The organism is Flavobacterium sp., assembly GCF_013822155.1.
Classification (GTDB): domain Bacteria; phylum Bacteroidota; class Bacteroidia; order Flavobacteriales; family Flavobacteriaceae; genus Flavobacterium.
This window is the reverse complement of record NZ_PNJW01000089.1, coordinates 1-6,630: the sequence shown is the minus strand read 5'-3', so window position 1 is coordinate 6,630 and position 6,630 is coordinate 1. Positions and strand designations below refer to the sequence as shown.

Genomic DNA, 6,630 nt, shown 5'->3' with positions numbered 1-6,630 from the left:
AGAAGGAATTAAAATTCCAAAAAATAAAAAATATAAGCGATAGAGGTATGCATCGTTTGTTATGTCAGAATAATTTGCAGTGTAATCTTTAGAAAATTTTGAACGTTTTTTATTTAATTTTAAAAACATTGTGGTTACTAAGACAATCAATATAACCAACAACCAATAATATTTCTTAAAACTTTCAAACGCAACTATATCATTATCAGTTATGTTGCGATTTGTTGTTGCTGAATAGACAGCAGAAGAAATAAAGTTTACTAAAATGAAAGAAAACAATTTCAGAGAAAATGATAAGGGCATTTGTTTGTTTGGGTTTGTTTTTCAAGTCTAAAAATATAAAAAAAAGAGTTGCATACTAACTACAACTCTTTTTTTATTGATTTTTTTTATTTTAAATAGTTATTCTAGGTCGTTTCCAATTTCCTCAATTTCACTTTCTTCATTTATAGGAACAATATTATTGTAGATAGTATAAGTTAAAGAGTACCAAAATGGCATTGTGAAAAAGACTCCGATACACAGCCCAATTAGTCCAATAAATATTCCAATAATCCCGACAATAATTAATCCGAAAATTATAAAAGGATTTTTTATAATTAATTGTGCACTTTTTGTTATTGCTTCAAAAGCATTTTGATTTGCAAAAATGATAAGTGGAACGGTTAAAAAAGTTAAAAATCCAATGATGTAAGTTAATATCGTACCTAAAACAGTTAAATTCATAGAATCTAAAGTGGTACTGATTCCTAAATTCACAACTGCTAATAGAGAAGCAGAAATAAATAATTCTTTAAAATGAATAGTTTTATAATAGTCAAAAACAGTCCCCATGGTGAACTCTTTATTTTCCTCTGCTAAATGAGCCATTTTTAAAAAACCGGCACCAATTGGACTAAAAAGACCAGAAATCAGAACCATTACTCCAATGTAAATTAAGATTCCAACAGTAGAAAAATTTAGGGGATTAAAATCGGTCAAGGTTTCAGTTAAATTAGCAACTCCCATAAATGTAGCGACTATTGCAAATCCTATACCTATTAGTATTATCATCAATAATAATATTGTTGCACCCCCAAGTAAGGCAATTTTTTTATAATTTTCAAAGGATTTTTCAATAACTAATCCAAAATCAAGTGAATAACCAAATGTAATGGCATGTTTAATTTGCGTGTCTTTATTTTCCATACGTGATATTTTAGAGCCAAGATAAAACTTTTTTTATAAAATTCAATTTGTTTTTATACGGAGCATATCGAATAGGGTTATCTCCCCAATTCGGTTTTTTTACAATTGCTTTTTGATGAGAAAAAGAATCAAAACCTAATTTACCATGATATGCTCCAATTCCACTGTATCCAACCCCTCCAAAAGGCAATCGATGATTGGAAAAATGAACCATGCAATCATTTACACATCCTCCACCGAAAGTGAATTTTGCAATCATTCTCTCTGCAAATTTTTTATCGTTTGTGAAAACGTATAATGCTAATGGTTTTTCATATTTTGAAATTATATTTTCTAAATCATTTTCATCATGATAAGATATAATAGGTAAAATAGGGCCAAAAATTTCATCTTTCATTACCTCACTATTCAGGCTGGGTTCGTCAAGTAATGTTGGACTTATGTATTTTTCGTTTTCATTTGTTATCCCACCGAAAAGCACTTTAGTGTGGTCTATCATTTCATTTAAACGATGCCAATTTTTAGAATTGATTATACGGGCAAAATCTTTTGATTCTTCTGGATTCTCACCATACACTCGAATAATTTCTTTTTTTAATAATTCTACAAAATTGTATTTTTCTTTTCCTTGTACTAAAATATAATCAGGGGCAATACAGGTTTGTCCGGCATTAATGAATTTACCCCAGACAATTCGTTTTACTGCAATTTCTAAATCAGCTCCTTCATCAACGATACAAGGGTTTTTTCCACCCAATTCAAGTGTGTAAGGTGTTAGGTTTATTGCAGCGGCTTGAGCCACAATCTTACCAACAAACACACTACCGGTAAAGAAGATATAATCCCACCGTTTTTCTAGTAAAGACTGGGTGAATTCAGCTCCGCCATGAACGACAACTACTTCTTTTACATCAAAAACTTCCTCAACAATTTTTGTAATAAGCTGGGATGTATTAAAGGTTAGTTCAGATGGTTTTAGAACAATAGTATTTCCGGCAGCAATAGCCGCAATTAGTGGACACATAGCTAACTGAAATGGGTAATTCCAAGGTGCGATAATGAGTACTCTCCCATAAGGTTCCGTGTAAATATAATCGGAAGAAGGAAAATTCAAAATAGAGGGCCAAACCCGTTTTGGTTTAGACCAATTTTCAACATTTGAAATCGTATGTTTTAAATCAGAAATTACATAATTGATTTCTGTAATATAGGTTTCAAAAGGAGGTTTTTTAAAATCATTTTGTAAGGCTTCAATAATTGCTGATTCATGATTTTGAATAGAAATCAGTAGCTTTTTGAGCAATTTTTTTCTTTTTTGGGGAGAGACGAGTATACTCATAACTTGATAATCAAAAATTAAACTTTATATCGAATTCCAAATAATATCATTGGGGGTAGCAGCAATTAATTCTATTTTTTCTTTAGAAACGGGATGAATAAAACACAATTTTCTGGCATGTAGATGAATTCCTCCGTCAGGATTACTTCTGTCAAAACCATATTTTAAATCTCCTTTTATAGGACAACCAATGGTTTGTAATTGTGCCCTAATTTGGTGATGTCTACCGGTATGTAATTCAATTTCTAAAACAAAATAATTATCTAATTCTGCTATAATTTTATAACTTAAACTTGCTTTTTTACTCTCAGGAACTTCTTTTAAATGAGCTCTTGATGTGTTTTTTTGTTGGTTTCGTTTTATAAAATGAACCAACGTGTCTTCTTCTTTTGGGGGCTTATTTTTTATGACTGCCCAATATGTTTTTTGTGTTTCTCTTGAACTAAATAACTCATTCATTCGAGTCAAGGCTTTACTGGTTTTAGCAAACACAACAATTCCGGAGGTAGGTCGATCAAGCCGATGAACAACTCCTAAAAAGACCTCTCCTGGTTTATTATATTTTTCTTTTAGGTATTCTTTGACAATATCCGGTAAAGGTTTATCGCCTGAAGTATCACCTTGAGCAATATCCCCAACTCTTTTGTTCACTACAATCAAATGATTATCCTCATGAAGAATTTGGAGATTATCTTTGGTAGTCAGTAGTTTCATTTTCAAATTTTCAAATTATTACATTTTCAAATTTGATTAATATTGTTCGTTTGCATTAGGAAAATCAACTGCTTTTACATCAGCAACATATTGTCCGATAGCTTTAGTCATGTCTTCATATAAATTCATGTATCTTCTTAAAAAACGCGGACTAAATTCGTGTGTCATGCCAAGCATATCATGCAAAACTAAAACCTGACCGTCAACACCACTACCTGCACCAATACCAATAACGGGAATAGAAATGCTTTCGGCTACTTTTTGAGCCAATTTAGCCGGTATTTTTTCTAAAACTAAAGCAAAACAACCAATTCTCTCTAGTAATTTTGCGTCTTCAATTAATTTTTCAGCTTCTGCTTCTTCCTTAGCTCTAACGGTATAAGTTCCGAATTTATAAATGGATTGAGGTGTCAGTCCCAAATGTCCCATTACAGGAATGCCAGCATTTAATATTTTTTTGATAGAATCTTTAATTTCACTTCCACCTTCTAATTTAACAGCATGTCCACCGCTTTCTTTCATTATACGAATAGAAGATCGTAAGGCTTCTTTAGAATCGGATTGATAAGTTCCAAACGGCAAATCAACAACCACTAATGCTCTTTCACAAGCCCTAACAACTCCACTGGCATGATAAATCATTTGGTCAAGGGTGATGGGCAAAGTCGTTTCATGTCCCGCCATTACATTACTTGCAGAATCTCCTACTAAGATAACATCAATTCCTGCCGCGTCAACAATTTTAGCCATGGTGAAATCATAAGCCGTTAGCATTGATATTTTTTCGCCATTGGCTTTCATATCAAATAATGATTTGGTCGTAATTCTTTTGTAATCTTTTTTTGCTGTTGACATTTTGATGAATTTTGTTAACGATATGTACAAATGTAAGGAATGTTTGTTTATGGCATAAAAAATTAGATGAAAGAAAAAAATTTAGCACTATTCTATTTACATTTGCTTTTAAATAATTTAACAGTAAAAAATGACTTATATAGTTCTTGCCATAGCGATTTTAGGATATCTATTAATCATTTTTGAATCACCCTTCAAAATTAATAAAACGATTACAGCCATTCTTACCGGATCTTTATGCTGGGTGTTTTTTGCTTTGTTTCATGAAGGAGATCAACAGTTACTTTCAGAAAAATTATCCGGACATTTTGGGGAAATAGCAGGTTTACTGATATTTTTGTTAGGAGCCATGACCATTGTAGAGTTAATTGATTTACATAAAGGTTTTTCAGTAATTACGCATAGAATTCGAACAAAATCAGTACTTAAATTGCTTTGGATTGTTGGAATTGTTACTTTTTTCATGTCAGCTTTGTTAGATAATTTAGCAACAGCAATTATCATGATTACTTTATTAAAAAAACTTATGCCTAAAGGCGAAGTAAGGATGACTCTTGCTGGTATTGTTGTCATCGCAGCCAATGCAGGTGGAGCTTTTAGTCCAATCGGGGACGTTACCACTACTTTACTTTGGATTGGAGGACAAGTAAGTGCTTCAGGAATTGTAAAAATATTGTTTGTGCCATCTGTATTTGTGATTTTAGTTCCTTTAATTATTGCCAGTTATCGCATGAATGGTTTTGCAGTTCTACGGGTCCAATTATCCATGGCAGAGGTAAAGCAAGAGGAAAGGATGAAAGGTAGTTTAAGTGTCTTACTTGCTGGTGCTTTTGGATTAGTGATGGTTCCGGTAATAAAATCAATAACTGGCTTGCCACCCTTTATTGGGGTTTTAATTGCTCTAGGATTTGTGGCTTTGGTATCAATAATTTATCATCGAGAAAAATCTCAATCAGAGAAAGACTTATTTTCTGTTGCTCATGCATTGTCAAAAGTTGATATTAGTTCGATACTTTATTTTATGGGAATTTTATTGATGGTTTATGCTCTACAGGATACTCAAATATTGAGTACGTTTGCCGATTTTTTACTGGAAAGCTTACCTAATATTGACACGATGATTGTTTCAATTGGGGTGTTATCATCCATTGTTGATAATGGCAGTTTAGTAGCCGCGACTCAAGCTATGTTTCCTTTGACTGACTATCCTATAGATGATTCTTTGTGGGAATTTATCGCACTATGTGCAGGAACCGGGGGAAGTATGTTAATTATTGGTTCTGCCGCAGGTATAGCAGTAATGGAGAAAGAAAAAATTTCTTTTATGTGGTATTTGAAAAAAATTACACCTTTAGCAGTAGCAGGCTATATTGCCGGTATTGTGGCTTTCTTAGCTCTCAATTGGCTAACCCATTAGACAAGTTATATGAAAAAAATTTACTTCTTACTTTTACTTTTAATGAGTCATTTTTCTTTTGCACAAGAAAAGGAAATTCAGCAAACCATTGAAACTTTTTTCAAAGCATTTCACCAAAGAGATTCAATTGCTTTAAAACTAGTTTGTTCTGAAAATTTGGTTTTACATTCTATTTCCGAATCTGAGAAAGGGAATAAATTTTCAGTTGAAAAAGCATCTGATTTTTACAAATCAATTGCTTCCATTCCAACAACCATGACTTTTGAGGAAAAAATAGTGAATTATAAAATTCAGGTGGATGGTTCAATGGCACATGTTTGGACACCCTATGAATTTTATGTCAATGGAAAATTAAGCCATTCCGGAGTGAATTCTTTTCAGCTATTTAAAGAGAATGAGGTTTGGAAAGTGGTTTATATATTTGATACGAGGAGGAAGTAGCATTATGCTTTTGTAAATGTTATTTTAAATTCACTACCAGTTCCTAATTCACTTTTAAAAGAAATAGAACCACCCAATTCTTGAATAAATTCTTTACTAATTGCTAATCCTAAACCAGTTCCATCATATTTTGAACCAGGGACTCTAAAATAACGATCAAATATTTTAGATTGATATTGTTTGTCAATTCCTTTACCATTATCTTTTACTTTTATTTCTATTTCGTTTTGTTTTTCTAGTAAAGAAATCGTTACCGTTGAGTTTTCATAGCTATATCTTATTGCATTGGATAATAAATTTGATATAATCCATGTGGTTTTTTCTGGGTCAATAGCAATTTTAATATCGCTAGCTTCTAGTTTAAAATCTAATTGAATGTTTTTTTCTAACGCTAGTTTTTCATTACTTTTTAAAGCGTCAATTATGCAATCTTTCAGATTGGTTTTTCGAATATTTAATTTAGACTGACCTGTTTCAACTTGTGTTATATTTAGTAATTCACTTGTAGTCCGCAGTAATCTATTTGTATCTTCTTTCATGCTTTCAATTAGATTTTTTTGTTCTTTATTTAGCTTGCCAATTGTTTCTTTTTCAAGAAGTTGAAGACTCATTTTCATGGATGAAATCGGTGTTTTAAATTCATGAGAAACTGTAGCAATAAAATTTGTTTTCGCAA

General features: G+C 31.8%; 8 protein-coding genes. 2 read left to right on the top strand and 6 right to left on the bottom strand.

What is annotated here, in order from left to right; genetic code table 11:
- From C0512_RS14340 to panB, 5 genes are all read right to left on the bottom strand, one after another.
- Positions 1 to 303: hypothetical protein (locus tag C0512_RS14340; RefSeq protein WP_290862759.1), on the bottom strand; the 303-nt coding region annotated here is incomplete at its 3' end.
- 99 nt (positions 304 to 402) lie between these two features.
- The gene (locus tag C0512_RS14335; protein WP_290862757.1) at positions 403 to 1,188 is read right to left on the bottom strand and encodes a hypothetical protein; all 786 of its coding nucleotides are present in this window, start codon (positions 1,186 to 1,188) and stop codon (positions 403 to 405) included.
- 10 nt (positions 1,189 to 1,198) lie between these two features.
- The gene (locus C0512_RS14330; protein ID WP_290862755.1) at positions 1,199 to 2,527 is read right to left on the bottom strand and encodes an aldehyde dehydrogenase family protein; all 1,329 of its coding nucleotides are present in this window, start codon (positions 2,525 to 2,527) and stop codon (positions 1,199 to 1,201) included.
- A gap of 24 nt (positions 2,528 to 2,551) precedes the next feature.
- A complete protein-coding gene (locus tag C0512_RS14325) occupies positions 2,552 to 3,241 on the bottom strand; it encodes an RluA family pseudouridine synthase (RefSeq protein WP_290862753.1) in 690 nt (229 codons plus the stop codon).
- Positions 3,242 to 3,277: 36 nt separating this feature from the next.
- The gene (gene panB / locus C0512_RS14320) at positions 3,278 to 4,096 is read right to left on the bottom strand and encodes a 3-methyl-2-oxobutanoate hydroxymethyltransferase (protein ID WP_290862751.1); all 819 of its coding nucleotides are present in this window, start codon (positions 4,094 to 4,096) and stop codon (positions 3,278 to 3,280) included.
- Between the two features lie 130 nt (positions 4,097 to 4,226).
- On the opposite strand from panB, the gene nhaD reads away from it, so the two are divergent.
- Together nhaD and C0512_RS14310 are read left to right on the top strand one after the other, a co-directional pair.
- Positions 4,227 to 5,513, top strand: a complete 1,287-nt coding sequence (nhaD, locus tag C0512_RS14315; RefSeq protein WP_290862749.1) for a sodium:proton antiporter NhaD — start codon at positions 4,227 to 4,229, stop codon at positions 5,511 to 5,513.
- 9 nt (positions 5,514 to 5,522) lie between these two features.
- Positions 5,523 to 5,954: a nuclear transport factor 2 family protein gene (locus C0512_RS14310; RefSeq protein WP_290862747.1), complete on the top strand. Its 432-nt coding sequence runs from the start codon at positions 5,523 to 5,525 to the stop codon at positions 5,952 to 5,954.
- A 2-nt stretch (positions 5,955 to 5,956) separates the two neighbouring features.
- Here the strand turns inward: C0512_RS14310 and C0512_RS14305 are convergent.
- Positions 5,957 to 6,630, bottom strand: a 674-nt coding sequence (locus C0512_RS14305) for a HAMP domain-containing sensor histidine kinase (RefSeq protein ID WP_290862745.1), incomplete at its 5' end; no start/stop codon positions are given.